Consider the following 26040-nt stretch of genomic DNA (forward strand, 5'->3'; position numbering starts at 1 on the left):
CATGACCACACCGATCAACGACTCCGACCAACCGCAGGACCCCGCCGCTGCCAACGGGGTCCTGCGCGACCTTGCCCTGGCCGCCGCGCAGGCGGGGTCGCACGCGATCCTGCGCGAACTCCGTGGGGGTGCCCTGCGGGTCGAGACCAAGGCGCATCCCGCGGACTTCGTGACCACCGCCGACAAGGCGGCGGAGACCGCGATCCTGCGGTTGGTCGCGGCGACCCGACCCCGCGACGCCGTACTCGCAGAGGAGTCGGGCGTGCACGCCGGCGACAGCGGCGTCCGGTGGCTGGTTGACCCATTGGACGGAACGATGAACTTCGTTCACGGCCGCCGGGACTACGCGGTTTCGGTCGGTGTGGAGCTGCACGGGCGGATCGTCGCCGGTGCGATCGTCCGCCCCTCCGACGGCGAGTGGGCGGCCGCCGGTGGATCGGAGGCCATCGCCCGTGACTCGACCCCGAAGGTCTCGGCCGCGGTGGATCTGGCCGACTCTCTCGTGGGCATCGGGCTCCCGAGCGTGCTCGACCACAAGGTCCGGGTGCACGCGTTCCTCGGCGACCTGATGCACCAGGCACGCGATTATCGCCGGACCGGTTCGTCGGCATGCGAGCTCCTGTCGGTCGCGCTCGGTGTCCAGGAGGGTTACCTGGGGTTCGGCGTCAACCTGTGGGACGTCGCCGCCGGCATCGCCCTCGTGGAGGCGGCAGGCGGCGCCTGCCAGTGGGTGACGACCGAGACCGGGATCAGCGTCCTGGTCGCCGGCACCCCGCCGGTCACGGAGGCCCTTGTCGGAATGGTCAAGGTGATCTGATGGGTCAGACTCTCGACGATCTGCCGCTGCGGGACGACCTGCGAGGCGAGGTGCCGTACGGCGCGCCGCAGCTTGACGTACCCGTGCTGCTGAACGTCAACGAGAACCCCTTCCCGCCGTCGGAGGACGTCATCGCCGACATCGCGGCCTCGGTCGCCGAGGCGGCCCGGGGGCTCAACCGCTATCCCGACCGGGAGGCGCTGGGGCTCCGCGCCGATCTCGCGAGCTACCTCGGTCACGCACTCACCTCCGCGCAGGTGTGGGCCGCCAACGGGTCCAATGAGGTAATGCTGCAGATCCTGCAGGCGTTCGGCGGTCCCGGCCGGCTGGCGCTGTCGTTCGCGCCGACGTACTCCATGTATCCGGAGTACGCCCGGGACAGCTGCACGACCTGGGTGGTCGGGCGGCGGGCCGAAGACTTCACGCTCGACCGCGAGCACGCGCTGGAGCTGATCCGTTCGCACCAGCCGTCGGTGGTCCTGCTCGCCTCACCCAACAACCCGACGGGCACCGCGTTGCCGCTCGATGTCGTGGAGTCGATCTGCGACGTGGCGCCCGGTGTGGTGGTGGTCGACGAGGCGTACGCGGAGTTCCGCCGCTCGGGCACGCCGAGCGCGCTCACCCTGCTGCCGCGGTACCCACGGCTGATCGTGACCCGCACGATGTCGAAGGCGTTCGCGTTCGCGGGTGGCCGGCTCGGCTATCTCGCGGCGGACGCGGCGATCGTGGACGCTCTGCGCATCGTGCGGCTGCCGTACCACCTGTCGGCCCTCACGCAGGCGGTTGCCCGCGCGGCGCTCCGGCACGCCGATGGGCTCCTCGCACGAGTCGACGAGCTGCGGCGTCGCCGGGACGAGACGGTCGCGTGGCTCCGGGAGTGCGGGCTGCGGGTGGCTGACACCGATGCGAACTTCGCGTTGTTCGGTACGTTCGACGACCGGCACGTGGTGTGGCAGGGGCTGCTGGACCGTGGGGTGCTGATCCGCGAGACCGGGCCGGATGGCTGGCTGCGGGTGTCGATCGGGTCGGCGGAGGAGATGGCGGCGTTCCGTAACGCCCTGCAGGAGGTGCTGGCACTGTGACTGACCGGACGGATGCTGGGGTTCGCCGGACCCGAACGGCCCGGATCGAGCGGGAGACCAAGGAGAGCAAGGTCATCGTCGAGCTGGACCTCGACGGAAGCGGACGGGTCGACGTCTCGACCGGCGTACCCTTCTACGACCACATGCTCGACCAGCTCGGCCGGCACGGGTTGTTCGACCTCACGGTCCGGGCGCAAGGCGACGTTGACGTTGATGTGCACCACACGGTCGAGGACACCGCGATCGTTCTGGGCCAGGCGTTCCGGCAGGCGTTGGGTGACAAGCGGGGCATCCGGCGGTTCGCCGACGCGACGGTGCCGCTGGACGAATCCCTCGTGCAGGTGGTGGTCGACGTCGCCGGGCGGCCGTACTGCGTGCACACCGGAGAGCCGGAAGGGCAGGCGTACGCCATGATCGGCGGGCACTACACCGGCTCACTGACCCGGCACGTGCTGGAGACGCTGGCGTTCCACGCGGCGATCTGCCTGCATGTCCGGGTGCTCGCGGGCCGCGACCCGCACCACATCGTCGAGGCGCAGTTCAAGGCGCTGGCCCGGGCCTTGCGGGACGCCGTGGCGCTGGACGTCCGCGAGACCGGCGTTCCGAGTACCAAGGGGGCGCTGTAGTGACGTACGTCTATTTCGCGCTGGCGGGGTTGCTCGTGGGTGGCGTGATCGCGACCAGGCAACAGAAGCGGCCGATCTGGGTGTCGTTGATCTTCGCCGTACTAGCCGCGATCTTCCTGTGGTTCGGGCTGCAGGAGGCGAAGCCTTGAGGGGATGGAGTAAGGCATGAGCGGGGCGAGGGTGGTTGTCCTCGACTATGGGTCGGGCAACCTGCGGTCCGCCGAGCGCGCGCTGGCCCGCGTGGGTGCTGACGTCGAGGTGACCGCCGACTACGAGGCGGCGTTCGAGGCGGACGGGCTCGTGGTGCCGGGCGTGGGTGCGTTCGCCGCGTGCATGGCTGGGCTGCGTGGGGTGTCGGGTCACCAGTTGATCGGGCGGCGGCTGGCCGGCGGTCGGCCCGTGCTGGGCATCTGCGTCGGGATGCAGATCCTGTTCGAACGCGGGGTGGAGCACGGTGTCGAGACCGAGGGGTGCGGTGAATGGCCGGGGACGGTCGAGCGGTTGAAGGCGCCGATCGTCCCGCACATGGGATGGAACCTCGTGGAGGTCCCGGAGGGCTCGAAGCTGTTCGCCGGTGTGGAGGACCAGCGCTTCTACTTCGTCCACTCCTACGCCGTGCGCGACTGGGAGCTGCACGCGACCGGGAAGTTCCGCCAGCCCATCGTGACCTGGACGCCGTACGACGGTGATCGGTTCGTGTCGGCGGTCGAGAACGGCCCGCTCTGGGCGACGCAGTTCCACCCCGAGAAGTCTGGCGACGCGGGTGCGCAGATCCTCGCCAACTGGGTCGCGACGCTCCGCTGATCATCTCGCCGGGGTGCCCGGCTCGGGGAGCCTGGTCGGAGTGAGCCCGGAGTCGCCGGTAGCCTCACGGCCATGAGTAACGCGAGTGGCCAGAAGCTTGTCCTCCTCCCCGCCGTGGACATCGTCGGTGGTCAGGCGGTCCAGCTGGTGCAGGGGCGGGATGGTTCGGGTGGGCAGTACGGCAGCCCGCTGGAGGCGGCCCTGGCCTGGCAGCGTGCGGGCGCCGAGTGGATCCATCTCGTCGATCTCGACGCCGCGTTCGGTCGTGGCGACAACCGCGCCCTACTCGCTGAGATCATTGGGCAACTCGATGTCAAGGTCGAGTTGTCAGGCGGCCTGCGTGACGATGACGCGCTGCGCTGGGCGATGAGCACCGGCTGCGCCCGGGTCAACCTCGGCACGGCGGCCCTGGAGAACCCCGAATGGTGCGCGAAGGCGATCGCTGCGTACGCCGATCGGGTGGCGGTCGGGCTGGACGTGCGGGGGCGGACGCTGGCCGCGCGCGGCTGGACCCGGGAGGGCGGGGACCTCTACGAAACGCTTGCCCGTCTCGACGCGGAAGGCTGCGCGAGATACGTCGTGACCGACGTGAACAAGGACGGCATGCTCCAGGGCCCGAACGTCGAGCTGCTGCGTTCGGTGTGCGCCGCGACCGACCGGCCGGTCATCGCGTCGGGAGGCGTGTCGAGTCTGGACGACCTGCGGGCGATCGCGGAGATGGTGCAAGTCGGTGTCGAGGGGGCGATCGTCGGGACCGCGTTGTACTCCGGGGCCTTCACGCTCGAAGAGGCCCTCGCGGCGGTCAGCTGAGGAAGGGCCTCGCGGCGCCGGGCTTCACATCTGGGAGAGGTTTGTCTTCCAGGCGTTGCCGGGTTCGGTGAGGAGTCGTGGTACGACGGTGAAGGGGTAGGGGCGGTCGACCTTGAAGACCTCATCGCCGGCGGCGAAGGCGGTTTGCTCATAATGCCCGTCGATCAGCTCGAAGGCGGTCAGGCTGGGGCGGTCGTCGTCGGGGATGCCGATCCAGTACGACGGGATCCCGAACTCCGCGTACTCCCGCTTCTTCGTCGTCCGGTCCTTCTTGCGGGTGCTGGTGGAGGCAACCTCGACGACAAGCAACGGTGGTTGGCCGATGTGTTCGCGCCGCTCGAACCATTCAGAGCGCACGACGCCGACGTCGGGTATGCGGTGGTGGTCCTCGGCCATGGTGAGCCCGAGCGGTGCCGCGACGGCGAGGTCGTCCGGGTTGTAGAACTCGAGTAGCCAGCCAAGCCGGAACGCGAAGAGGTCGTGCTCAGGGAATGCGGCCGGGGACACCTCAAGCACCCCGTCGACGAGTTCGTATCGGTAGCCGTCGTCGGGCAGGCGTTCGAGGTCGTCGACGGTCAGCGGCCGGTCGCGGGGCCAGACGTCGTACAAGCTCATGACCGTCATCGTGCCTCCTTGGGGCGTCGATTGGAACGGTAAGCGTCGAGTTGAGGTCGGTGTCGATCACCTCGCCGACCGTAGGGCCGATCGGGCAACCTGCCGCGGTGATCATCCACAGGTGGATAACGTCCAGGGCAAACCGGACAGGTTGCCCTTCGATCCGGTCCGGCGCTACGGGCGGAGAAGCACCTTGATCGCGCGGCGCTCGTCCATGGCGACGTAAGCGGCGGCGATGTCGGAAAGGCGCATCTCCGCATCGAACACACGCCCCGGCTGGATGGTGCTGTCCAGGACGTCGGGCAGGAGTTCGTCGAGGTAGCTGCGGACGGGCGCGACGCCGCCGCGCACCCCGACGTTGGAGCTGAACATCGTGCCGATCTCCAGGGGGCCGCCGTAGGGCACGCCGACGAAGCCGACCTGGCCGCCGGGCCGCGCCGAGCGCAGCGCCTGGTCCATCGACTCCTTCGTTCCGACGCATTCGAGAACGACGTCCGGGCCGATTCCGTCGAACATCTCCTTGAGCGTGGCGATGCCCGCGTCGCCGCGCTCGGGGACGATGTCGGTCGCGCCGAACTGGCATGCGAGTTCCTGCCGGTTGGTGTGGCGCGACATGGCGACGATGCGCGCTGCCCCGAGACGTTTGGCCGCGATGACGGCGCAGAGTCCGACCGCGCCGTCACCGACCACGGCGACCGTTGAGTCCTTGCTCACACCGCCGGAAACGGCGGCGTGGTGGCCGGTGGGCATGACGTCGGACAACGTCAGCAGGCCCGGGATGAGTGCGGGGTCGGGCTGTCCGGGGACGACGACGAGCGTGCCGTCGGCGAGCGGGACGCGTACGCGCTCGCCCTGGCCGGCGTCCGCGGAGCCTCCGGTTTGGGGGTCGCTGCCCCAGAACCCGCCGTGGAGGCAGTGGACGCTCCAGCCGTTACGGCAGTTGATGCAGGTGTCGTCGCAGATGTGGAACGGCGCGATCACGAAGTCGCCGACCCGAACGTTCTCGACGTTCGCGCCGACCTCCTCGACGACGCCGACGAACTCATGTCCGATGCGCCGGGGCGCCTCCACCTTGTCGATGCCGCGGTAGGGCCACAGGTCCGACCCACAGACGCAGGAGGCGACGACGCGGACGATCGCATCCAGCCCGATGGCCGGTCCGTCGGTCGCCAGGACGGGATCCGGGACGTTCTCGAGGCGAACGTCCCGGTCACCATGAATGACTGCGGCCTGCATATTTCTCCCTTTACTGTCATGCGTTTTCGTCCCCGCGCACTCCACGCTAGGGGCGGGTTCGCATGGTTGGGAGTCACGCTTAGTGACCCCCAAGCGCGTCACGCCGCGAGGGACAAGACTCATCGCCGGAGGCGAGCAGGGCCGAGCGCACGGCCGATCACCGCGGCCCGTTCCCGAAGATCCCGCTTACGCGTTATGAGCTGTGCGCCACTGTGCGTGCTGGTCGTTCGCGTCGTCGCGCGCCCAGAGCGCCAGAAGTTTCAGTGAGTCGTAGGCGGGCGAGCCGGGCTCGGGGTTGTAGACCAGGATCGACAGGTCCGGGTCGGCAGCCAGACACAGGCTCTCGTACGGCAGGTCCATGCGGCCTACGACCGGGTGGTCGACCGGTTTGATCCCACTCGAGTGGCGGTGCACATTCTGCGACGCCCACCGGGTGGCGAACTCGTCATTGTCGAGCAGATCCTCGATGAGGTCGGCGAGGTCGTGATCGTGCGGCTGCACGCCGAGCTCTGTGCGCAGGATCGCGGCGATGTTGTCGGCGACGGAACTCCAGTCGACCCACAGCGCACGGGCCGCGGCCTCGTTCCGGAAATGGAACCAGGCGGCGTTCACCGGGTCGCGGGTGTCGTCGTACATCGGTGCGTACAGGGCCCGGCCGACCAGGTTGGCGGCGACGATGTCCAGGCGTTTGTTCAGTGCGAACGCCGGCACGTCACCGAGCGCGTCCAGCAGGTACTGCACCTGCGGCCGCGCGTCCCGCACGATCCGCACAGGTGTGCCGCCCTCGCTCGAGGCCAGGAACAGCCGGCCCAGGTGCTCACGCTCGACGTCGTCGAGGCGCAGCACCCGCGCGACGGCATTGATGACCGACGGCGACGCACCTGCCGCGTCGCCACGCTCCAGGCGCGTGTAGTACTCGACGCTGATGCCCGCCAGCAGGGCGACCTCCTCGCGGCGCAGGCCCTTCACTCGGCGCCGCGGATCGTGCCCAGGGATGCCGACGTCACCGGGAGTCACGCGGGAGCGACGCGTCACCAGGAAATCGCGGATCCGGGCGCGGATCTCCCTGTCGTCGGCCATACCTCCAGGCTACGAGCGTGGTCGGCCCGAGAAGGAGTCCCTCTCAGTGCCCCTCAGCACAGCGAGATCCAGCGAGATCCATGCCCCCTGGTCCCGGCTGCACGGAGTGCCGGTACCCGGTAGCAGCTCGCGGTTGACATGGCGCGGACAAGGTGTCGCGGACGGGTTCGGTTGGTAACGGACGGCATCCGGATAAGGTGTGGCGAATCAGGGTCTGGGGGAGTCCTGCAGTCCGTTGTGCCGACAGAGGGGGAGCGTGTGAAGCTCAGGGAACGACTCGAGGGGAAGCGGATGCTTCTCACCGGGGTCACCGGCTTCGTCGGCGAGGCGTTGCTGCATCGCATCCTCGGCGACCTTCCCAACACCCACGTGGTCGCGCTCGTACGCCGGAAGGGTTCCCTGACCGGCCGGGCCCGCATGGAGCAGTTGCTCAACAAGTCGATCTTCGAGCAGGCTCGCGAGGAGTACGCCGGTGACACCGCGGCCCTTCTTGACGCGCGGATCACCGTGCTCGAGGGGGACCTGTCCGAGATCACCGAGCTGCCAGCTGGCCTCGACATCGTGATCCACTGCGCCGGCGACGTGTCGTTCGACCCGCCGATCCACCAGGCGTTCGAGACCAACGTGCGGGGCACCGAGCGGTTGCTCAAGCAGATCCTCGCGAGCAGCCCGCTGGCTCACTACGTCCACGTGTCCACGGCCTACACCGCGGGCCGGCGGCGTGGCGCCATTCCGGAAGGGCCGGTCGAGCATGAGGTCGACTGGCGTACCGAGGCGCGCTGGGGGCTCGCGATGCGCGACCGGATCGAGGAGACGTCACGGTCTCCTGGCGTCCTGTCGCGGCTCCGCAAGGAAGCCGAGCGCGAGCACCGCCGGGCCGGACCGATCACCTCGGCCCAGGACGCCGAACGCCGCCGCCGGGAATGGGTGGACAAGAAGCTGGTCCAGGCCGGTGGTGAACGCGCCCGATCCCTCGGGTGGACCGACGTCTACACGTTCACCAAGGCGATGGGCGAGCGCGTCGTCGAGGAGATCGGCGCACCTCTCCCAGTCACGATCGTGCGGCCGAGCATCATCGAGAGTGCCCTCGAGTCGCCGCACCCGGGCTGGATCGAGGGCTTCAAGATGGCCGAGCCGCTCATCCTCGCCTACGGTCGCGGGGAGCTGCCGGAGTTCCCGGCGAGCCCTGACGGCGTGGTCGACATCGTTCCGGTCGATCACGTGGTCGGTGCGATACTGGCGGCGGCCGCCGCGCCACCAGAGCCCGGGACGCCGTCGTACTTCCACGTCTCCTCCGGTGCCCGCAACCCGCTGACGTTCAGCCGCCTCTACGAGCTGGTCCGGGCGTATTTCGACGCCAACCCGTTCGACATGAGCGAGCGCGGCGCGGTACGCCTGCCGGTCTGGCGGTTCCCCGGTGGTGAGGCCGTCGACCGCCTGCTGGTGATGAGCGAACGCGCCCACAAGGTGGCCGACTGGGCGGTCCGCCACGCGCCCCGCGGCGAACGCATCCGCAAGCTGGCCCGCGAGCTCGACCAGCAGCAGCGGCGTCTCGACTTCCTCCGCCGCTACCTCGACCTCTACCGCCCCTACGCCGAGGCGGAGCTGCAGTTCACCGACGACAAGACGATGGCGTTGTTCCGCAGCCTCGACCCCGAGGACCAGGTGGCGTTCGCGTTCGACACCTCGGTGTTCGACTGGAAGCACTACCTGGTCGACGTGCACTGCCCGAGCGTCACGGCGTCGATGCGACAGTACGACGTCATCCGCCGGCGGCGCGGGCGGAACGCCCCCACGGTCACGAAGGATCTGCCGGAGGCCACCGACGTGGTGGCGGCGTTCGACATGGATGGCACCCTCCTGTCGAGCAACGTCGTCGAGACCTACCTCTGGCTGCGCCTGCCGGAGCTCGACCGGGACGGCAAGCTGCGCGAGGTCGGCGCCCTGCTGCGCAAGGTGCCCGGCCTGCTGGCCGCCGAACGCAAGGACCGGGGAGGCTTCCTCCGCGCGGTCTACCGCCGCTATCGCGGGGCGGACCTCGCCGAACTCGAACGTATCGTCGACGAGCTGCTGGCCCAGCACGTGCTCGAACGCGTCTCGGCCTCGGCGCTGCGGCGGGTGCGGGCGCACCGTGCCGCCGGCCACCGCACGGTGCTCATCACCGGCGCGATCCGCCCCCTGACCAGGCCGCTGGCCTCGCTCTTCGACGAGATCGTCGCCGCCGACCTCGCCACCGACGAGCTGGGCCGGTGCACCGGCTACCTCTCCTCACCGCCGCTGGTCGGTGAGTCCCGTGCGGCCTGGCTCCGGTGGTACGCCCGGCAGCACGGCTTCGACCTCAGCCGGTCGTACGCCTACGCCGACAGCCACTCTGACCTGCCCATGCTGCAGGTGGTCGGGCGTCCGGTGGCGGTGAGCCCTGACGTCCACCTGTGGCGGGAAGCCCGCAAGGGCCGCTGGCCGGTGGAGGAGTGGAAGTCCTCGGGCGCCGCTTCCAGGCTCGCCATGCCCACCCGCGAGTTGAGTGGGGAGCGCACGTCATGATGCTTGCTCTGGAGATGTACCGCTCGCTGCCGCGTTACATCGCGGCCCGGGCGGTTGGTGGCCGGATTCCCGGTGTCCTCACCGGCCCGGCCGCGCCCGTACGCCTGGTGAGTCGCGAGGAGCCCCGCCCGACCGGCGCGGGCTGGGCCCGGGTGAAGCCGATCCTGTCCGGTATCTGCGGCTCGGATCTCGGCGCGTTGTTCGGGCAGACCAGCCTCTACTTCTCGGCGCTCGTCTCGATGCCGTTCGTCCCGGGCCACGAGGTCGTGGGCGTGCTCGAGGACGACTGCGAAGACCTGCCCAAGGGCACCCGCGTCGTGCTCGACCCGGTGCTCGCCTGCGCGGCGCGCGGCGTCGAGCGCTGCGAGTCCTGCGCCGGCGGCCACACCAACCGCTGCGACCGGATCACCGTCGGGCACGTCTCGCCCGGACTCCAGACCGGCTACTGCGCCGACACCGGAGGTGGCTGGGGCGGCCAGCTCATTGCACACCGCAGCCAGCTGCATGCCGTACCCGAAGGACTCTCCGACGAGCGCGCGGTGCTGGTGGAGCCGCTGGCGTGCGCCGTCCACACCGCCCGCCGGGCACAGGTGCCCGATGGGGGATCGGTGCTGGTCTCGGGCGCGGGAGCAGTCGGTCTCTTCGCGACGCTGGCAATGCGGGAGCTGACCAACGCCGGCCGGATCAGCGTGGTCGCCAAGCATCCGCGGCAACGCGAGCTTGCGAAGGCGTTCGGCGCCTCCGATGTGCTGGCGCCTGACGAGGTACCCGCCCGGGTACGCCGGGCCACCCAGGCGTTCCGGCTCGCACCCGAACGCGGCGGGGAGTTCCTCCTCGGCGGCGTCGACGTCGCGATCGACGCGGTAGGAAGCAAGGATTCGCTCGGCAGCGTCCTCCGCGTGACCAAGGCGGGCGGTCGGGTGGTGCTGTCGGGCATGCCGGCAACCGGTGCCGACCTCTCGCCGGTGTGGTTCCGCGAGCTCGACATCACCGGGACCTACGCCACCGCGGGGCGCGAGGCGTTCCAGACGGCGTTCGAGCTCGCGGCCAGTGCCCCTCTCGACGGCGTGGTCGGGGGTCGGTATCCGCTCTACCGTTGGCGGGAGGCGCTGGACCACGCGCATTCCGCGGGGAGGCTGGGCACAGTGAAGGTGGCGTTCGATCTAAGGAGCAGCAGGTGAGCCGACCAGGATTCGTACTCGAGGTCGACGACCGTACGCCGCCTCTCATCGTCCACGAGGGCGAAGGGTTCCGGCTGGAGAAGTTCCCGACCGGGACTCGCGTGGTGTATTCGCCCGAGTCCCTGCCGGGGCTGCGGGACGTGGACGGCGCGATCCGGCAGGCGCTGGACAACCCCGAGAACTCCGAGCCGTTGCGGGCGTTGCTGCGGCCGGGCATGAAGCTCACGATCGCGTTCGACGACGTGTCGCTGCCCCTGCCGCCGATGCGTCGGCCCGACATCCGGCAGCGGATCATCGAGCAGGTCCTGACGATGGCCGCCGAGGCCGGCGTCGACGACGTGCAGATCATCGCGGCGCTCGCGCTCCACCGGCGGATGATGCCGAGCGAGTTGCAGCACGCGCTGGGGGAGCGGGTCTACCGCTCGTTCGCGCCAGACGGCCTTCTCTACAACCACGACGCCGAGGACCCCGACAACCTGGCGTTCATCGGGACGACCGACCAGGGCGAAGAGGTCGAGATCAACAAGCGGGCGGCCGAGTCCGACCTGCTGGTCTACGTCAACATCAACATCGTCCCGATGGACGGCGGCCACAAGTCGGTGCCGATCGGTCTCGCGTCGTACCGCTCCCTGCGCCACCACCACAACAGCCACACGATGGTGCACTCGCGGTCGTTCATGGACCACACGAAGTCGGCCATGCACCATTCGGCCTGGCGGATGGGCCGGCTGCTGAAGGACCACGTCAAGATCTTCACGGTCGAGACGACGCTCAACAACAACGTCTTCCCCGCGCCCTATGAGTTCCTCAACAAGCGCGAATGGGAGTGGAGCGTCCGCGACCAGGCCTCGATGCTGGCGGCTCGTCGCGGGCTCGCGATCGCTCCGTCGAAGCTGAAGCGCCGCATCTTCCAGAACGTCCAGGCGCCGTACGGCATCACCGGTGTCCACGCCGGCGAGACCGAGGCCGTGCACGAGAAGACCCTCGCCAACGTCTTCCGCCAGCAGGCGGTGGAGGTGCAGGGCCAGTCCGACGTGCTCATCATGGGCGTGCCCTACCTCGGCCCGTACAACGTCAACGCGGTGATGAACCCCATCCTCGCGACCTGCATGGGCCTGGGGTACTTCTTCAACTCCTACCGCGGCCAGCCGCTGGTCCGTAAGGGCGGCGCGGTCATCCTTTACCACCCGGTGCCGTACGAGTTCAGCCAGCTGCACCACCCGAGCTACGTCGACTTCTTCGAGGAGGTGCTCGCGGAGTCGACCGACCCCGCGACGATCGAGGAGAGGTTCGAGAAGCAGTACGCCACGGATCCGTGGTACATCCACCTCTACCGCACGTCGTACGCCTATCACGGCGTCCACCCCTTCTATATGTGGTACTGGGCGGCGCACGCGATGGATCACGTGGGCGATGTGGTGTGGGTCGGCGCCGACCGCAGGGCCGTGCAGCGGATGGGCTTCCGCGCCGCGTCGACGCTGGCCGACGCGCTGGAGATGGTGAGCGGGACGGTCGGACGGTCGCCGTCCATCACCTATACCCACAACCCGCCCCACCTCGTTGCGGATGTGCGGTGAGCAACCGATGAGTCCGAGCAGCAACAAGAGCCCGGTGCGGTTCGTGAAGGAGACCGTCCAGGAGGTGCGGATGGTCGCCCGCGGCTGGCGTTGGGGTCGCCGGCCGCTGGTTCCCCGCAGTGCGGAGCCGTTCCAACCCGCGAAGCAACCCACGGTCTTCCCGACCGCCTGGGCGCGCACGCCGATCGCGAACGCCGTGCGCGACGTGGTGCAACGGGTCGGGTTGGGGCCGCTGCTCCGCTCGACGGTGACGCCGCAGGTCGCTGGCCTCGACGTACTGACCAAGGTCAAGGGTCCGGTGCTGTTCGTCGCCAACCACACCTCGCACCTCGACACGCCGCTCATCCTGTGCTCGCTGCCGGACGAATGGCGGCGGCGGACGGCGGTCGCGGCGGCGGCGGACTACTTCTTCGACACCTGGTGGCGGGCCTCCGGCTCGGCGATGGTGTTCAACACGTTCCCGATCGAACGCCGCGGCGGCACCCTCTCCGCGACGCCGGGCGACCTGCTCGACGAGGGGTGGAGCGTCGTGGTGTTCCCGGAGGGCACGCGGTCGGTGGACGGCTGGGTGAGCAGGTTCCGGATGGGCGCCGCGTGGCTTGCCGTCGAGCACAACGTGCCGGTGATCCCGATCGGGATTCGTGGGTCGTACGCCGCGATGCCCCGCGGGCGCGGCTGGCCACGACCGGGTCGACTGCCGGTGCGCGTACGTTTCGGCGAGCCGATCTGGCCGGCGGAGGGCGAGGCTCCTCGCGCGTTCGCACCGAAGATCCGCGATGGGGTGGCCCGTCTGCTCGACGAGGACGCGACCACCTGGTGGGACGCGACCCGCCGGGCGGTACGCGGGGACACGCCGGATCCCACCGGCGAGCCGGTGGCGTCGTGGCGGCGGATCTGGGCACAGACGGCGCCGCCCGTCGAGGGCCGGCGGCGGGGCGCCTGGAAGTAGCCTGGCGTCCAGGGGCGAGCGCGGGGATCGCACGTCTGCGGTGCGTCGCGCACTCGCACCGCCCACCCGTGAGCTCGTGCGGATGATGTGGCATCTTCTTCGGATGAGTCTGAGAAGACGCGGTAAGGGCGATCGCTCGAATCGGCACCTGCGGGCGGTCTCGCCGGAGGAGCAGCCGGACGCATCCGCCACGGATCTGCCGTTCGACCTCTCGCAACTGCCGGACAACGAGGAGGAGTTCGCGGCGCTCCTGGAATCGAGCGCACTCTCGCCCGCACAGGCAGAGGAGGTCAGCAGGCAACTGTTCGCCACCGCGCTGAGCGGATTCGAGTCGACGCTTCGCCTGCGGGACCCGCTGGAGGCCGAGCTCGTGGCATCCGCGCTGCTTGGTGCCGCGCGCCAGCTGTCTGGTCACGAGGATGTCGGATCGGTCATCGAGGAAGCGTTTCTCCTCCCTGCTCGAGGCTCGTCGACCCCACTGGCCCTCGCCCTGCTGCGGGCCCTGGAAGCCGTCGCCGACACAGCTGAGCTACGAGCGCGGATCTCGGCGTACGCCTCCGAACTCTCCGCTCGCGGTGTGGCAGACCCGCGGTGGGCGGCGATGCTTGGGCAGGTGGAGGTCGGCGGATGCTGGCAGCTGGCCGATGTTTTTGGCGACCAGGCGTCGTTGTTGTGCACGTTCCATTACGGCAAGCGGGCGCATGCCTTTCTCGCGCTCCTCGACTTCAACCACGGGGGTGGATGGGTCAAGGACCTGTATCCGGCGGACGATCCAGACCGGGTGCTCAAGGAGTTCCGTAAGGAGGCGAAGCGCAACGTCGGACTCATGGAGCTGACCGCGATCGGCCCGGGGACCGCCCGGCGTCTGCTGGAGGACGGGATCCAGGTCGCGGACATGACCCTGAATCCGGACGTGACCGAGGAATACCTGCAGACTCGGGCGGTGGCGCTGGCGCGGTGCCGGACCATGCCGGACAGGCTGGGGGAGGATCTCGCGGACAAGGACGACGTGGAAGTTCCGGACGAGGAGCGGGACCGCATTGTGCGCACCTTCTTCGATTCGGACCAGGCCCGCGGACTGCGCCGGACCGACGCCGAGATGGCCGCCGTGTCCTTGCTGGTCGACTATGGCTGCGATTACGACGACAACAGACCGCTCCGGGTAAGTCCCGCGAAGACCGCTGGCTTTCTGCTGGATTTTGTTCACCGTAAAGTGATTCTTGACGCTGGGACAAAGGCGGTCCTGCCCTCGGTCGTCGGCGCATGGAATCGCTGGGTAGCGACCGAGATGAAGCTCGCACCGGCGGCCCGGGAAGAATTGTTCGCCGCGGTCGACTCCATAGTCCTGGAGTTCGAAGGTGCTCCGTCCCATGATCCGCTGGCGGAGCTGATGGGGAGTGGTGAATTGCCACCGGAGCTCGCGCAGGTGTTCGCCGCGCTCTCCGCGGATGATCAACCGGCTCCGGCGACCCGCGGCCGCAAGCGTGCCAGCAAGCGGGGCAAGGTGAGCGGCGCGACTCGGACGGAATCATCGCCGGCCGGTCCGGATGCGGTGTACCAACTGAAGATCAGCCTGCGGGGCGCGAGGCCTCCGATCTGGCGGCGGCTTCGGGTGCCGGCGTACGTCACCCTCGCGCAGCTGCACGAGGTTATCCAGGTGGCGTTCGGATGGGACGACTCCCATCTGCACGCGTTCTATTCGCCTGGGAACCTGCTGAGGTTCGGTGCGCCTGGAATGCTGGACGATGCCGAGGACGAAAATGGCGTCCGGCTCTTCGAAATAGCCCCGGATGCCCGGGCGAAGTTCGCGTATACGTACGACTTCGGTGACGACTGGGAGCACCAGATTCTCGTCGAGGACATCCAGGAATCAGTTGGTTCTGAACCCATCACTCACGCGGAGTGTGTCACCGGCCGCCGGGCCGCTCCGGTGGATGACTCGGGCGGCATCTGGGGCTGGGAGGCCATCTGCGAAGCTGTCGCGGACCCCAGCCACCCAGACCACGAGGACAGGGTCGAGTGGCTGGACGGCGCGCACGGTATCGACGCGGCGGACTTTGACCCGGCGCACTTCTCAGCCGCGGACATCACCCGCGCGCTGCGGAGCGTGCCCCTCCCGAAGGCGTAGCTCAGGCGTAGCTCAGAAACGCATGATTCGGAAGGCCGCGACTGCGACGGGCCGCGGACGGCTACTAACGTCAGGACGGACAGTCGGTCGACTCGAGCGCTACTGGAGGATCCATGACCGAGGCGAAGGCGCCGTTCGGTTTCAACCCATACGACTTCCTGCCCGGCAAGCCGACGTTCACGGTGACGAGCAACGACCTCGTCGATGGCGGGCCGCTCGCACGGCCGCAGGTGTCGGGGTTGATGGGTGCCGGTGGGGAGGACGCGTCGCCGCACCTGTCGTGGTCGGGCCAGCCCGCCGAGACGAAGAGCTTCGCGGTCACCTGCTACGACCCCGACGCGCCGACCGCGAGCGGCTTCTGGCACTGGGCTGTCTACAACCTCCCGGCATCGGTCACCGAACTCCCCACCGGCGCCGGTGGACCTGATGGGGTCGACCTGCCGGCTGGCGCGGTGACGATCGCGAACGACGCCGGGCTGAAGCAGTACGTCGGGGCCGCGCCACCTGCTGGACACGGGCCGCACCGCTACTTCTTCGTCGTTCACGCTCTCGACGTCGAGGCGCTCGACCTTCCCGAGGGTGCGAGGCCCGCGTACCTCGGATTCAACCTTTTCTTCCACACACTCGCCCGGGCCACGCTGGTCGGGACGTACGCGCAGTCCTAGCCGCAAGGGCTGCCAGGCTCCGCCTTCGGAGTTGTCAGAGGTTTCTCGGGCTGTCAGAGGTTTCTCGGTTAAGAGACCGAGAAACCTCTGACAACCGCGGTCGTGCGCGAGATCCGTCAGCGTTCGAGTCCCTTGTCGCGGCAGTACTTCGGCGCCGAAACCGGGTTGCAGCGGACGGCCGCACCACCCGGAAGCTCGGCCACGAAGTCGCTGTCGTACCTCGCCGTCATGCCCACCGACGGGAAGTCGGTCGTGACCAGCTGGGCGCCACTGTCGAGAGCAATCCCGACCCGGCTGTACTCCTTGTTCTTCACAGTGCTGAGCGGTTCGTCAGACCGGGTGCGAATCAGGTAACCCTTGCGTACGAGGTCCTGGATCGCGGCCTGGTTGGCGCCACGCGGGTCGTTGATCTGCGTGATCGCGGCGTCAGGCTGGCCGATCGGTCCGCGGGTGAAGACGGCCCGGCCTTCGAGGTTCGGGCGGCCTTCGAGATACATCTCGCGGACGTTGTCGAAGAAGAACAACACTTTGCCCCGCGCCCACGACAGCTTGGGCCAGCCGTACTTCAGGATCGACTGCTCCAGCGTCAACCCTGGCTTGCGCAGGTCGTCGGCGGTGATGAGCTGGTCCTCGGTGAAGACCGAGCGGATCTCGGCGTCGAGGTCATCGAGGAGAGCGGGGGTCCAGGGCGGGCTGACCGCGCCGCCGAGCTTCTCCCACCGGGCGTCGCTCCGCTTGGCTTCGACCTGGATGATGATCGGGACGTGCCCGGGGTTGGCCTTCGACCACGTCTTCACCTGCTGCAGGCAGCGGACGAAGGTACGGCAGGTCGTGTTGTAGTCCTGGTCGGCGACGTGGAGCACCTTCATGCCCGGCTTGGCCATGTCGGGGTCGTCGATGGGACCGAGGCCGGCACGCTGCCGGGCGAGAGGGTTTTGGTAGAGGCCCCCCTCGGGGTCGGCGAGTACGTCGAACTCCAGCGCGCGGACGTTCTGGCGGTCCAGCAGGTCGGGCACCGAGGCGTGCGAGTAGTAGCCCCACTGCGGATAGCCCGGGTCGATCTTTATGGACTCGGTGAGCTCCGCGCCCTGCATCTCGCGGTGATAGGCGTTGTGCGCGCCCATGAACTGGATCTGGTTCATGCGTACGTCGTCGTCCGGCCCGCTGGCCGGGGTGAGCTGAGACGTCTGCTCACGGTCTGGTACGTGCGTGAGAGTGGGTACGACTGCTGAGGCGAGGGCCGTGGTGGCCACCGCGACCACGGCGACGCCGAGGCGTGCGAGAACGGTCATCTGGTCCTCCAACGATCGGTCAGCCGCCCAGCCTCGGTGCCGTACGTGGCTACCTCGTGAACGCCCGACCATCGGTCGTAGAAAGTTGCCCACTACCTTGGCCGGCCGGTGAGTCGTTCTCCATCCATACGCCACTTGTCTGGCCGCCCCTGGTCAGGATGGGGCGGGGTCGCTCGGGTGACATCCCTCGCCGGACTGCTCGCAGCGGGTCGCTAGGGTCGGTGGGTATGAGCAGCAGTCTCGCGGTCCGGGTGATCCCGTGCCTCGACGTGGACGCCGGCCGGGTCGTGAAGGGTGTCAACTTCGTTGACCTCCGCGACGCCGGCGATCCAGTGGAGATGGCGAAGGTCTATGACGCCGAAGGTGCCGACGAACTCACCTTCCTCGACGTCTCGGCCTCGGCTCATGGCCGTGAGACGACGTTCGACGTCGTACGCCGGACCGCGGAGCAGGTTTTCATCCCGCTGACCGTCGGCGGTGGTGTGCGGTCCGTCGAGGATGTCGACCGGCTGCTGCGCGCGGGTGCCGACAAGGTGGGCGTCAACACCGCGGCAATCGCGCGACCTGAGCTGGTGGCCGAGATCGCGCAGCGGTTCGGTGCGCAGGTGCTTGTGCTGTCCCTGGACGCGCGCCGGGCCGAGGGTGTGCCGTCCGGGTTCGAGGTCACCACGCACGGCGGTCGGCGGGGCACCGGGATCGACGCGGTCGAGTGGGCCGCTCGCGGCGCGGAGCTGGGGGCGGGGGAGATCCTGCTCAACTCCATGGACGCCGACGGCACCAAGGCCGGCTACGACCTGGAGATGATCCGCGCGGTTCGTGCGGTGGTCGACGTACCCCTGATCGCCAGCGGTGGCGCCGGCACGCCGGCCGATTTTCCGCCGGCGATCGAGGCTGGCGCGGATGCCGTACTCGCGGCGAGCGTGTTCCACTTCGGCGACCTGCGGATCGGGGATGTCAAGGAGGCCTTGCGCGAGGCCGGCCAGACCGTGCGCTGACCCGCCGTGATGGATCTGCTGGCCGGGTCCCCCATTTCCAGGTGGGTGTCCGTGGCGTATGTCACACTTGCCGGACTCTTGGTCGATCATGCGGGGGTCTGTCATGCGTGGCGGGGGTGGGTGGCGGGCGAAGCCCGCGAGGGGCCGGATGATGAGGGTGTGGCGTTCGTTAACCGCCGCTGCCTTGGCCGGCGCGATCGCTCTTGGCGCGGCGATCGGCGTGCAGGGACCAGCGGTTTCGGCCGCGACTCCAGCCAGGCCGTCCGACTTCAACGGTGACGGGTTCATCGATCTTGCGGTTGGTACGACGGCCACCATCGGCAGTCAGCCGTTCGCCGGCTCCGTCGCCGTGGTCTACGGCACTGGATCCACGCTCGATCCGGCGAAGCGGCAGCGCATCGACCAGTCCCTGTCGTGGGTGCCGGGGTCTCCCGGTGCGGAGGACGGCTTTGGTGGGGCGCTCGCGTCCGCGGACTTCAATGCGGACGGGTACGCCGACCTCGCCGTGTGTACGCCGGGGGAGAGCGAGCATGGCTACAAGTTCTTCGGTTCGCTGAGCCTTCTCTTCGGCAGCTCAGGGGGACTCAAGCGGGCGATCCGGCTCACCGCGAACTGCCATGAGCTGGCGACCGCCGACTTCAACCGGGACAGCTTCCCCGACCTGGCCATTGTGGGGGCCGAAGAGGTGCGGATCATGTCCGGCGGCCCCGATGTGGTGAGGCTTCCGATTCCGCTTCAACTCATCGGTCCCGTCGGGCTCGACCTCATCCGCAAGGCGCCGGCGGTGGGTGACATGACCGGCGATGGCTATCCGGACCTGGTCTACGTCGCGCAGGTCCCACAGGGCGCTCGGCTCCTGTTGTTCCGGGGTAGCCGTGACGGCCTCGAGTCGTTGTTCGCCGACATCGTGGTCACCCAGGACGTCGACGCCACCGCGATCGCGGACGTCGACGGAGATGGTTTCGCCGACCTGGCGGCCGGCAGCGCCAGATCGAACGTCGGCGGGCGCGAAGAAGCCGGCCGGGTCCGCGTCTACTACGGCTCGGCCGCCGGCCTGGACAGAAATCGTGGCGTCACAATGATCACCCAGGACACCCCGGGCGTCCCGGGCGCGCCGGAAGCCGGTGACCTCTTCGGGCTCGACCTGGCGTTCGGTGACGCGAACGGCGACCGTAAGCCGGATCTCGCGATCGCCGCGCCGTACGAAGATCTTGGGTCGAAGTCGAACGCGGGGATGGTGACCGTCATCCCTGGCGGCAGTTCGGGGCTCGACTTCGCCAGAGCCAAGGGCATCACGCAGGACACCGCCGGAGTGCCGGGGGCGGCCGAGGCGAAGGACCTGTTCGGGTCCGCGCTCGTCTTCCGTGACTTCAACCGGGACGGCCGGGCCGAGTTGGTCGTATCCACCAGGAACGAGAACGCCGGCGAGGGCTCAGTAACCGTGCTGGTCGGCACTACCACGGGCGTCGGAGGTGCGGGGCGGTTCCCCGTCCTCGGCCCGCGTTCCCTCGGCATCACCGGCGAACTCCCGTACTTCGGTTCGGCTTTGTCGCGTTAGCGTGTCCGCATGATCGGACGACCAGCCCCGGCGTTGTTGGCGAGCGTCGACCTTCCGCCTGATGTCATCGTCGAGTCCGCTGGTGGTGCGACCGGCCAGGTGTGGAAGGTGACGACGCCGGACGGCCCTTGTGCCCTTCGGCGGGGGGGCTCGGCGGAGTCGGCCGCGACCGAACTCGCGACCATGGCGGCGGCGCGCGCCGCCGGGCTGCCGGTGCCCGACGTGATCCGGCACGGCACGAGTGAGGCGGGCGAGGCCGTGCTGCTGTCGTGGCTCCCAGGGATGACCATGGTGGATGCGTTGCGGAGTCGTCCTGAACGCGCCCACACCTTGGGCTTGGTCATGGGGGAGGCTCAGCGCCAGCTCCACACGATTGCCGCACCGGCCGGCCTCCCGACTGTGACTGTCGGTGGGATGTCTTTGAACGGCGCCGTTGCGGGCTCGCCGGTGTCCGGGTTGGGTGGCGTACTGCTGCACCTCGACTGGCACCTGCTCAACCTGTTGGTGGACGGCGATCGGGTGAGCGGCATCGTCGACTGGACGAACGCCCGGGCGGGGGACCCACTGTTGGACCTCGCCCGCAGCCACTGTCTGTTCACCGTCGATCCGGCGCTTGCGACCCTGACGCCCGTCGAACGCCGCCTGCTCGCGGAGGTGCACCAGGGCTGGGTCGCGGGCTACGGGCCAACCGCGGCTTCGATCCCGGCCCCCTACCTGGCCTGGGCGGGCCGCACCATGCTGGCCGACCAGGCCAGCCGGTACGCCACCAACCCGGCCGCCCTCGACGAGCTTCGTCGCTGGACCGAAGGATGGCAGTCGCGCGTAGGCCCGGTCGGGTAGGAGCATTTGTGCGGCCGACGTCCTCCCGCGCGTTCAGACCCCGAAATGACCACGTATACGTGGCGTGTACCTGCTTCACATGGCACCGACACCATGCGAAGCAGGCAATGACCACGTATACGTGATCATTTCGGGGCTCGGGCTCGGGCTCGGGCTCGGGGGCGGGGCCGGGGCCGGGTTAGTGCTCCGGGAGGTCGGCGGGGGCGCTGGCGAGGTCGCTGGCGCTGACGCCCGCGAGCGCCCTGGTAACGGTGGGGATGGCGGTCAGGAGGCGCCGGGTGTAGGGGTGGGCGGGTTGGGTGTAGACCTGCTCGGTCGGGCCGATCTCGACGAGTTCACCCTGGTGGAGGACACCGATCGTGTCGCAGATCTGGCGTACGACGGCAAGGTCGTGGGACACGAACACCAGCGTGAGTTCGTGGCTGTCGGCGAGCGAGGCGAGCAATTCCAGAATCCGCGATCGGACCGACGCGTCGAGAGCGCTCACGGGTTCGTCCGCGATGAGAACCTTCGGCGCGGGCGCGAGGGCCCGGGCGATCGAGATGCGTTGGCGCTGCCCGCCGGAGAACTCATGCGGGAACCTCACCGCTGCATCGGCCGGCAGTCCGACCGCGTCGAGGAGGTCCCGAACCCGGTTGGCCCGCTCGGTGCGCAGGCGTGCACGGCCCAATGCCACCAGGGGTTCGGCGACGATCTCACCGACCCGCATGCGCGGATCCAGGGAGCCCGAGGGGTCCTGGAACACCATCTGTACGTCCTCACGCAGGAACCGCAACCTGCGCTCCGGCAAGGCGCTGATCTCCCGGCCCGCGAAGCGGACCGATCCGCTGGTCGGCCGGTCGAGGCCGGCGAGGAGCCGGACCAGGGTGGACTTCCCGGAGCCCGACTCGCCCACGATCCCGAACCGCTGTCCGGCCGCGACGTCGAAGCTCACGTCCCGAAGGCCCGCCACTCGCGGGCGGGGCGTCAGGAGGGAGGTACGCGGACGGGTGTAGACCCGCGCGGCGTTCTCGACGCTGAGCAGGCTCTGCCCCGCCTTCTGGACAGACGAAGCTGCGTCGCTGGCCGGCGGCTCGGCCGCGTCAAGGAGTGCTTGCGTGTACGGATGTTGGGGCCGGGTGAAGACCTGCTCGACCGGGCCGCTCTCGACAATGGACCCGTCGCGCATCACCAGCACCCGGCTGCACACCGTCGCGACCACCGCCAGGTCGTGGGTGATGAAGAGCAGGCTCGTGTCACGATGCGCCGTACCCGCCACGATCAGGTCGAGGATCTGTGCCTGCACCGTGACATCGAGGGCGCTGGTGGGTTCGTCGCAAAGGAGTACAGCCGGCTCGTTGGCAAGCGCCATCGCGATCAGGACCCGCTGCCGCTGGCCGCCCGAGAGCTGGTGCGGATAGGCGCGGGCGGCCTGGGCGGGATCGGGCAGGCGTACCTGATCGAGGAGTTCCACCGCCTTCGCCGCGGCCGCCGCCCGGCCGATGCCGGTCTGATGGAGCCGCAGCACCTCAGCCACCTGGTCGCCCACCCGCATGAGCGGATTCAACGCGGACATGGGTTCCTGGAAGACCATGCTGAGGCGGTTGCCGCGAAGATCCGCGAGCGCGCGTTCGCCCGTGTCGAGCAGGTCGGTGGAGGTGCCGGCGAGCCGTACGGAGCCGCTGGCCCGCAGGCCCTCGGGGAGCAGGCCCATGATGGCGAGGGCGGTCAGTGACTTGCCCGAGCCGGACTCGCCGATCAGACCCACGCGTTCGCCGGGGGCGAGGGTGAGGTCGACGCCGGTCACCAGCGCCTCCCCATCATGCCGGTGTACGGCGAGACGGCGTACTGTCAAGGTTTCCTTGCTCATCGTCGCCGCTCCAGCCGCGGGTCGTAACGGTCGCGGAGCCCGTCACCGAACAGGTTGAAACCCAACACCGCAAGGGCAATCGCGACGCCTGGCCACACCGCGAGCAGGGGGTGGGTGAAGAGGAGTTCCTGGGACTCCTGCAGCATCCGGCCCCAGGAAGGTGTGGGCGGTGGCGTACCGAACCCGAGGAACGACAGTCCCGCTTCGGCGAGCACGGCGATCGCGAACGACACTGAGGCCTGCACGATCACCAGGCTCATGACGTTCGGGAGTACGTGGCGAACGGCGATACCAGGCCCGCGGCGTCCGGCCGCCCGTGCGGCGAGGGCGTACTCCGTGCTCATCACCTGAAGGGTTCCCGCCCGCACGACCCGGACGAACGCCGGAATGCTGGCCAGGCCGATCGCCACCATGGCGGTGAGCGTGCTCGACCCGAACACCGCCCCGAACATGATCGCCAGCAGCAATGCCGGGAAGGCCATCGCCAGGTCGGTGGCCCGCATGATGAATCCGGCCAGGCGCCGGGTCATGCCGGTCAGCACGCCGAGGGGTGTGCCCAGCACGGCGGCGACTCCGACCGCGATCACACCAACGAAGAGTGTGGTGCGGGATCCGACCATCAGCCGGCTGGCGATGTCGCGACCGAACGTGTCGGTGCCGAGCCAGTAGGTCGGGCTGGGGCCGAGCAGGCGATGGGTACTGTCCACGTGGTAGGGATCGTGCGGCGTCCACACGAACGACACCACGGCCACGAGAATCACCAGGCCGATCAGGGCACCGCCGGCGAGCAAGGAGAGGTTGACGGTGCCAGTGCCCCGAGTCCGTGCGGCGCTCATCGCGTGCCCCGCAGGCGCGGGTCGATTGCGGCGTACAGCAGTTCGACGGCGTAGTTGACGACCAGCACCGCGATGACGAGGACCATGACAACACCTTGGACGAGCAGCAGGTCGCGGTTGGCGACGCCGTCGAGGAGCAGGCTCCCCAGCCCCGGAATCACGAACACCCGCTCGACAACGATCGCACCGACCAGCAGGGTGGCCAACTGCAGGCCGAGCACGGTGCTGACCGGGATGGCGGCGTTGCGAAGTCCGTGCCGCAGCAGGGCTCGAGTCGGTGTGAGCCCTTTCGCGCGGGCGGTCCTCAGGTAGTCCTCCCGCAGGACGTCGAGCACCGCCGACCGAACGTAGCGCGCCAGGATCGCCGCCTGGGCGAGTCCCAGCGCCGTTGCGGGCAGGACGAGCTGCCGGACGAACTCCACCGGATCCTCGGCCGGTGGTGTGTAGCCGCCCGACGGCAGCCAGTCCAGGCGTACGGCGAAGAACGCCACGGCGAGCACGCCTGTCAGGAATGCGGGTACCGCAATCCCGAGCTGACTGAACGCCGACAGCACGAGACCGGAGAGCCGCCGGTGCCGCACCGCCATCACCGTCCCAGCAGGAACGGCGACCAACAAGGCGATCACCATGGCGGCTCCCACCAACCACAGGGTCACGCCCAGCCGGTCGATCACCTGCGGCCCGATCGCCTCCCGGGTGACGTAAGAGCGCCCGAAGTCACCGACCACGAGCCCGCGCATCCATCCGAGGTACTGCGCGAACAGCGGCCGATCGGTGCCGAACTCCTTCTGGAGTTGGGCTACCGCCTCCGGCGTCGCGTTGACGCCGAGCGCCACCCGAGCCGGATCGCCGGGCAGGACGGCCAGGAAGCCGAACACCACCACGCTGGCCACCGCCAGGCTGGCGACGAACACGCCGGTGCGGGTGAGGAAGCGGTGCGACACGGCCGACTCAGGAGGTGCTGACGGAGACGGCGGTCAGATCGAACGCTTCGGACACCACGTTCGTCGGCAGGCCCTTGACCTGCGGCCTGGCCACCATGAGGTTGGGGAAGAGGAACAACCAGTCAGCGGCCGCGTCGTCAGAGAGGGTGCGTGCCACCTGTTTCATCGCGGCGACCTGCTGCTGCGGAGTGCCCGCGTCAGCCCGCGCAAGGAGGTCTTGCACCTGCTTGTTGTCGTAACGCCAGTAGTAGGTGGGGTTTCCCCAGCTGGTGATGTCGCGCGGCTCCACGTGGGCGATGATCGACAGGTCGTAGTCGGCCTTCGTGTAAACCTCGTCGAGCCAGCGGGCCGGGAACTCCAGCACGTCGATCTGGGCGGTCACTCCGACCTCGGCGAGCTGGCTCTTGACGACCTGGGCGATGGCGACCGCGTAAGGCAGGTTGGGGATCCGCAGCCGCAGCGTGAGCTTGGGGACGCCGGCAGCGGCGAGAAGTCGCTTCGCCTGGGCCGGATCGTGGGGATAGCGGGTGGACAGGTCTTCGTACCACGGGTCGGTTGGTGGCACCATCGACCCGATCAGCGTGCCGTGGCCGGCCCACGCGGTGTCAAGGACGGCTTTGCGGTCGATGGCGTAGCGCAGTGCCAGGCGGACCCGGCGATCCGTCAAGGGCGCCTTGCTGTTGTTGAACGACAGCACGACCTCGCCGTTGGTGGTGCCCTCGATGATGTGGTACTTCGACTTGTCCTTGAACTCCGACAGGGTTTCCGGCGTCTGCACGGTGCTGACGACGTCGATCCCGCCGGTACGAAGGGCGTTGTTCATCGCCGTCGGGTCCTTGAAGTACCTCAGCGTCACCGTCCGTACGGTGGGCTTCCGGCCCCAGTAACGCGGGTTTGCCTTCAGGACAAGGGCATTCCCGCGGGTCCACCGGTCGAGGACGTACGGCCCGGTGCCGATGGGTTTGGTGGCGAGCTCCGCGACGCCGGTGCGGGAGAACATCGCCCCGATCCGGGTGGTCATCGCGAACAACCATGAGTTGCTCGGCCGCTTCAGCTTCACTGTAAGGATCGTCGGCGAGGTGGCCTCGGCCGTGTCGACGACATCCATGCCGGCCTTGAGCGAGGTTGTCCAGTCGGTCTTGACGCGATTGATGCTGAACGCCGCGTCCTCGGCGGTGAACGGCTTACCGTCGCTGAAGGTCACGTCCTTGTGCAGGGTGAAGGTGTAGGTCCTGCGGTCAGGGCTGACCTGCCACTTCGTCGCCAGCAACGGCACGATCTCGCCGTTCGCGTCGAGCTTCACCAGGCCCTCGTAGACGTTCACCAGCAGTGCCTGGGGGATGGCGGCACCGTCGTTCCTGGTGAAGTCCAGGCTCGCCGGCTCGGCGATCATGCCGACCTCGAGACTGTTGACCTTGTCAGGATCCTGGGACTGCTGGCCCGTGGTCCTGCTCCCGGCGGAGCAGGCGGGTATGAGAGTAAGCGCCGCGACGCTGATGAGAATCGCGGCCCGTCGGGGAATGCTCCCCATCGCTACCTCCTGTGCGTGTGCCCTGCATGCCGTACGGTCACGCGGGCGGGTCGGGGCGTCGACACCCCTGGCATGGCACCG

General features: G+C 68.9%; 23 protein-coding genes. 15 read left to right on the forward strand and 8 right to left on the reverse strand.

The genetic code is table 11. The features are described from left to right. Position 1 precedes the first annotated feature (1 nt). From B141_RS38465 to priA, 6 genes are all read left to right on the forward strand, one after another. A complete protein-coding gene (locus B141_RS38465) occupies positions 2 to 817 on the forward strand; it encodes an inositol monophosphatase family protein (RefSeq protein WP_020573449.1) in 816 nt (271 codons plus the stop codon). Then, positions 817 to 1899, forward strand: coding sequence for a histidinol-phosphate transaminase (locus B141_RS0101775; protein WP_020573450.1), 1083 nt, complete (start codon positions 817 to 819; stop codon positions 1897 to 1899). The genes B141_RS38465 and B141_RS0101775 overlap by 1 nt, the downstream gene beginning before the upstream one ends. Further along, entirely contained in the window at positions 1896 to 2525 is a 630-nt protein-coding gene (hisB, locus tag B141_RS0101780) for an imidazoleglycerol-phosphate dehydratase HisB (protein WP_020573451.1), read from the forward strand. Before B141_RS0101775 ends, hisB begins: the two co-directional genes overlap by 4 nt. Further along, the gene (locus tag B141_RS50200) at positions 2525 to 2674 is read left to right on the forward strand and encodes a hypothetical protein (protein ID WP_020573452.1); all 150 of its coding nucleotides are present in this window, start codon (positions 2525 to 2527) and stop codon (positions 2672 to 2674) included. The genes hisB and B141_RS50200 overlap by 1 nt, the downstream gene beginning before the upstream one ends. Before the next feature lie 16 nt (positions 2675 to 2690). Beyond that, complete coding sequence (hisH, locus tag B141_RS0101790; RefSeq protein ID WP_020573453.1) at positions 2691 to 3329, forward strand: imidazole glycerol phosphate synthase subunit HisH; 639 nt, start codon at positions 2691 to 2693, stop codon at positions 3327 to 3329. 72 nt (positions 3330 to 3401) lie between these two features. Then, complete coding sequence (gene priA / locus B141_RS0101795; protein WP_020573454.1) at positions 3402 to 4139, forward strand: bifunctional 1-(5-phosphoribosyl)-5-((5-phosphoribosylamino)methylideneamino)imidazole-4-carboxamide isomerase/phosphoribosylanthranilate isomerase PriA; 738 nt, start codon at positions 3402 to 3404, stop codon at positions 4137 to 4139. Between the two features lie 24 nt (positions 4140 to 4163). On the opposite strand, the gene B141_RS0101800 is transcribed toward priA, so the two are convergent. From B141_RS0101800 to B141_RS0101810, 3 genes are all read right to left on the reverse strand, one after another. Next, the gene (locus B141_RS0101800) at positions 4164 to 4763 is read right to left on the reverse strand and encodes a Uma2 family endonuclease (protein WP_020573455.1); all 600 of its coding nucleotides are present in this window, start codon (positions 4761 to 4763) and stop codon (positions 4164 to 4166) included. 165 nt (positions 4764 to 4928) lie between these two features. Further along, positions 4929 to 5990: a zinc-dependent alcohol dehydrogenase family protein gene (locus tag B141_RS0101805; protein WP_020573456.1), complete on the reverse strand. Its 1062-nt coding sequence runs from the start codon at positions 5988 to 5990 to the stop codon at positions 4929 to 4931. Positions 5991 to 6176: 186 nt separating this feature from the next. Then, the gene (locus B141_RS0101810) at positions 6177 to 7070 is read right to left on the reverse strand and encodes a helix-turn-helix transcriptional regulator (protein ID WP_020573457.1); all 894 of its coding nucleotides are present in this window, start codon (positions 7068 to 7070) and stop codon (positions 6177 to 6179) included. Positions 7071 to 7361: 291 nt separating this feature from the next. Between B141_RS0101810 and B141_RS0101815 the strand changes: the two genes are divergently transcribed. The 6 genes from B141_RS0101815 (at position 7362) to B141_RS0101840 (ending at position 16114) form a co-directional block, all read left to right on the forward strand. Further along, the gene (locus B141_RS0101815; RefSeq protein ID WP_237742593.1) at positions 7362 to 9614 is read left to right on the forward strand and encodes an HAD-IB family hydrolase; all 2253 of its coding nucleotides are present in this window, start codon (positions 7362 to 7364) and stop codon (positions 9612 to 9614) included. Next, positions 9611 to 10795: a zinc-dependent alcohol dehydrogenase gene (locus B141_RS0101820; RefSeq protein ID WP_020573459.1), complete on the forward strand. Its 1185-nt coding sequence runs from the start codon at positions 9611 to 9613 to the stop codon at positions 10793 to 10795. Before B141_RS0101815 ends, B141_RS0101820 begins: the two co-directional genes overlap by 4 nt. Beyond that, entirely contained in the window at positions 10792 to 12372 is a 1581-nt protein-coding gene (gene larAH, locus B141_RS0101825; protein WP_020573460.1) for an NPN-dependent hydroxyacid isomerase, LarAH14/15/16 family, read from the forward strand. The genes B141_RS0101820 and larAH overlap by 4 nt, the downstream gene beginning before the upstream one ends. A gap of 7 nt (positions 12373 to 12379) precedes the next feature. Then, entirely contained in the window at positions 12380 to 13321 is a 942-nt protein-coding gene (locus tag B141_RS0101830) for a lysophospholipid acyltransferase family protein (RefSeq protein ID WP_020573461.1), read from the forward strand. Between the two features lie 103 nt (positions 13322 to 13424). Further along, positions 13425 to 15449 carry a plasmid pRiA4b ORF-3 family protein gene (locus tag B141_RS45205; protein ID WP_157180730.1) on the forward strand — a complete coding sequence of 675 codons (2025 nt, stop codon included), beginning with the start codon at positions 13425 to 13427 and terminating at the stop codon, positions 15447 to 15449. Positions 15450 to 15562: 113 nt separating this feature from the next. Further along, positions 15563 to 16114 (forward strand): YbhB/YbcL family Raf kinase inhibitor-like protein, encoded by a 552-nt coding sequence (locus B141_RS0101840; protein WP_020573463.1) that lies wholly within the window; start codon positions 15563 to 15565, stop codon positions 16112 to 16114. Positions 16115 to 16230: 116 nt separating this feature from the next. On the opposite strand, the gene B141_RS0101845 is transcribed toward B141_RS0101840, so the two are convergent. Continuing rightward, positions 16231 to 17406: a phosphatidylinositol-specific phospholipase C1-like protein gene (locus B141_RS0101845; protein ID WP_020573464.1), complete on the reverse strand. Its 1176-nt coding sequence runs from the start codon at positions 17404 to 17406 to the stop codon at positions 16231 to 16233. Positions 17407 to 17633: 227 nt separating this feature from the next. Here B141_RS0101845 and hisF point away from each other — a divergent pair, with 227 nt between their 5' ends. From hisF to B141_RS0101860, 3 genes are all read left to right on the forward strand, one after another. After that, complete coding sequence (gene hisF, locus B141_RS0101850) at positions 17634 to 18401, forward strand: imidazole glycerol phosphate synthase subunit HisF (protein WP_020573465.1); 768 nt, start codon at positions 17634 to 17636, stop codon at positions 18399 to 18401. 88 nt (positions 18402 to 18489) lie between these two features. Beyond that, positions 18490 to 19959 (forward strand): FG-GAP-like repeat-containing protein, encoded by a 1470-nt coding sequence (locus B141_RS38475; protein WP_169512891.1) that lies wholly within the window; start codon positions 18490 to 18492, stop codon positions 19957 to 19959. Positions 19960 to 19968: 9 nt separating this feature from the next. Then, entirely contained in the window at positions 19969 to 20799 is an 831-nt protein-coding gene (locus B141_RS0101860; RefSeq protein WP_020573467.1) for a phosphotransferase family protein, read from the forward strand. Positions 20800 to 20977: 178 nt separating this feature from the next. Here B141_RS0101860 and B141_RS0101865 read toward each other — a convergent pair whose 3' ends face one another. Genes B141_RS0101865 through B141_RS0101880 form a run of 4 tightly spaced genes read right to left on the reverse strand, consistent with a single transcriptional unit; the run spans position 20978 to position 25959 of the window. After that, the gene (locus tag B141_RS0101865) at positions 20978 to 22648 is read right to left on the reverse strand and encodes a dipeptide ABC transporter ATP-binding protein (RefSeq protein WP_020573468.1); all 1671 of its coding nucleotides are present in this window, start codon (positions 22646 to 22648) and stop codon (positions 20978 to 20980) included. After that, positions 22645 to 23484 (reverse strand): ABC transporter permease, encoded by an 840-nt coding sequence (locus B141_RS0101870; RefSeq protein WP_020573469.1) that lies wholly within the window; start codon positions 23482 to 23484, stop codon positions 22645 to 22647. Before B141_RS0101870 ends, B141_RS0101865 begins: the two co-directional genes overlap by 4 nt. Beyond that, entirely contained in the window at positions 23481 to 24428 is a 948-nt protein-coding gene (locus B141_RS0101875) for an ABC transporter permease (protein ID WP_020573470.1), read from the reverse strand. Before B141_RS0101875 ends, B141_RS0101870 begins: the two co-directional genes overlap by 4 nt. 7 nt (positions 24429 to 24435) lie before the next feature. Then, on the reverse strand, positions 24436 to 25959 hold the full coding sequence (locus B141_RS0101880; protein ID WP_020573471.1) for an ABC transporter substrate-binding protein: 1524 nt from the start codon (positions 25957 to 25959) through the stop codon (positions 24436 to 24438). Between the last annotated feature and the right edge of the window lie 81 nt (positions 25960 to 26040).

The organism is Actinopolymorpha alba DSM 45243 (assembly GCF_000373925.1).
Taxonomy (GTDB): domain Bacteria; phylum Actinomycetota; class Actinomycetes; order Propionibacteriales; family Actinopolymorphaceae; genus Actinopolymorpha; species Actinopolymorpha alba.

Coding starts and splice junctions, on each gene's coding strand:
- B141_RS38465 (WP_020573449.1), top strand. CDS start 2: ATGACCACACCGATCAACGACTCCGACCAACCGCAGGACCCCGCCGCT.
- B141_RS0101775 (WP_020573450.1), top strand. CDS start 817: ATGGGTCAGACTCTCGACGATCTGCCGCTGCGGGACGACCTGCGAGGC.
- hisH (WP_020573453.1), top strand. CDS start 2,691: ATGAGCGGGGCGAGGGTGGTTGTCCTCGACTATGGGTCGGGCAACCTG.
- priA (WP_020573454.1), top strand. CDS start 3,402: ATGAGTAACGCGAGTGGCCAGAAGCTTGTCCTCCTCCCCGCCGTGGAC.
- B141_RS0101800 (WP_020573455.1), bottom strand. CDS start 4,763: ATGACGGTCATGAGCTTGTACGACGTCTGGCCCCGCGACCGGCCGCTG.
- B141_RS0101805 (WP_020573456.1), bottom strand. CDS start 5,990: ATGCAGGCCGCAGTCATTCATGGTGACCGGGACGTTCGCCTCGAGAAC.
- B141_RS0101810 (WP_020573457.1), bottom strand. CDS start 7,070: ATGGCCGACGACAGGGAGATCCGCGCCCGGATCCGCGATTTCCTGGTG.
- B141_RS0101815 (WP_237742593.1), top strand. CDS start 7,362: ATGCTTCTCACCGGGGTCACCGGCTTCGTCGGCGAGGCGTTGCTGCAT.
- B141_RS0101820 (WP_020573459.1), top strand. CDS start 9,611: ATGATGCTTGCTCTGGAGATGTACCGCTCGCTGCCGCGTTACATCGCG.
- B141_RS0101830 (WP_020573461.1), top strand. CDS start 12,380: ATGAGTCCGAGCAGCAACAAGAGCCCGGTGCGGTTCGTGAAGGAGACC.
- B141_RS45205 (WP_157180730.1), top strand. CDS start 13,425: ATGAGTCTGAGAAGACGCGGTAAGGGCGATCGCTCGAATCGGCACCTG.
- B141_RS0101840 (WP_020573463.1), top strand. CDS start 15,563: ATGACCGAGGCGAAGGCGCCGTTCGGTTTCAACCCATACGACTTCCTG.
- B141_RS0101845 (WP_020573464.1), bottom strand. CDS start 17,406: ATGACCGTTCTCGCACGCCTCGGCGTCGCCGTGGTCGCGGTGGCCACC.
- hisF (WP_020573465.1), top strand. CDS start 17,634: ATGAGCAGCAGTCTCGCGGTCCGGGTGATCCCGTGCCTCGACGTGGAC.
- B141_RS38475 (WP_169512891.1), top strand. CDS start 18,490: ATGCGGGGGTCTGTCATGCGTGGCGGGGGTGGGTGGCGGGCGAAGCCC.
- B141_RS0101860 (WP_020573467.1), top strand. CDS start 19,969: ATGATCGGACGACCAGCCCCGGCGTTGTTGGCGAGCGTCGACCTTCCG.
- B141_RS0101865 (WP_020573468.1), bottom strand. CDS start 22,648: ATGAGCAAGGAAACCTTGACAGTACGCCGTCTCGCCGTACACCGGCAT.
- B141_RS0101870 (WP_020573469.1), bottom strand. CDS start 23,484: ATGAGCGCCGCACGGACTCGGGGCACTGGCACCGTCAACCTCTCCTTG.
- B141_RS0101880 (WP_020573471.1), bottom strand. CDS start 25,959: ATGGGGAGCATTCCCCGACGGGCCGCGATTCTCATCAGCGTCGCGGCG.